Source organism: Chryseobacterium elymi (assembly GCF_003385495.1).
Taxonomy (GTDB): Bacteria; Bacteroidota; Bacteroidia; order Flavobacteriales; family Weeksellaceae; genus Chryseobacterium; species Chryseobacterium elymi.
This window is the reverse complement of sequence record NZ_QNUH01000079.1, coordinates 1-306: the sequence shown is the minus strand read 5'-3', so window position 1 is coordinate 306 and position 306 is coordinate 1. Positions and strand designations below refer to the sequence as shown.

The following is a 306-nucleotide window of genomic DNA, read 5'->3' as shown; positions in this document are numbered from 1 at the left end:
ATCAGAACAGTCACTGATCTCAGCTTTAGATCTGTTCAGAAATAATTCTGCATTGTCAACTTATCAGATCACTACTTATACTTATGATCCTCTGATTGGAGTAAGAAGTATTACCCCTCCATCAGGAATAAGGGAGCTTTATAAATATGATACTGCCAACCGACTTGAAAAGGTGATTGACATCAATGGTAAAGTATTGAAAGAATACAAATACAACTACAAAAACTAACACACGATGAAAAAGATAATCATTCCAATCAGTACTTTGTTTGTGACAGGACTAGCCTATGCACAGACAACCCCAAG

At 35.9% G+C, this 306-nt stretch carries 1 protein-coding gene; it reads left to right on the top strand.

The window, feature by feature from the left end:
• A partial coding sequence (locus tag DRF60_RS21330; protein ID WP_157967983.1) for a hypothetical protein occupies positions 1-229 on the top strand: 229 nt, incomplete at its 5' end.
• Positions 230-306 lie beyond the last annotated feature (77 nt).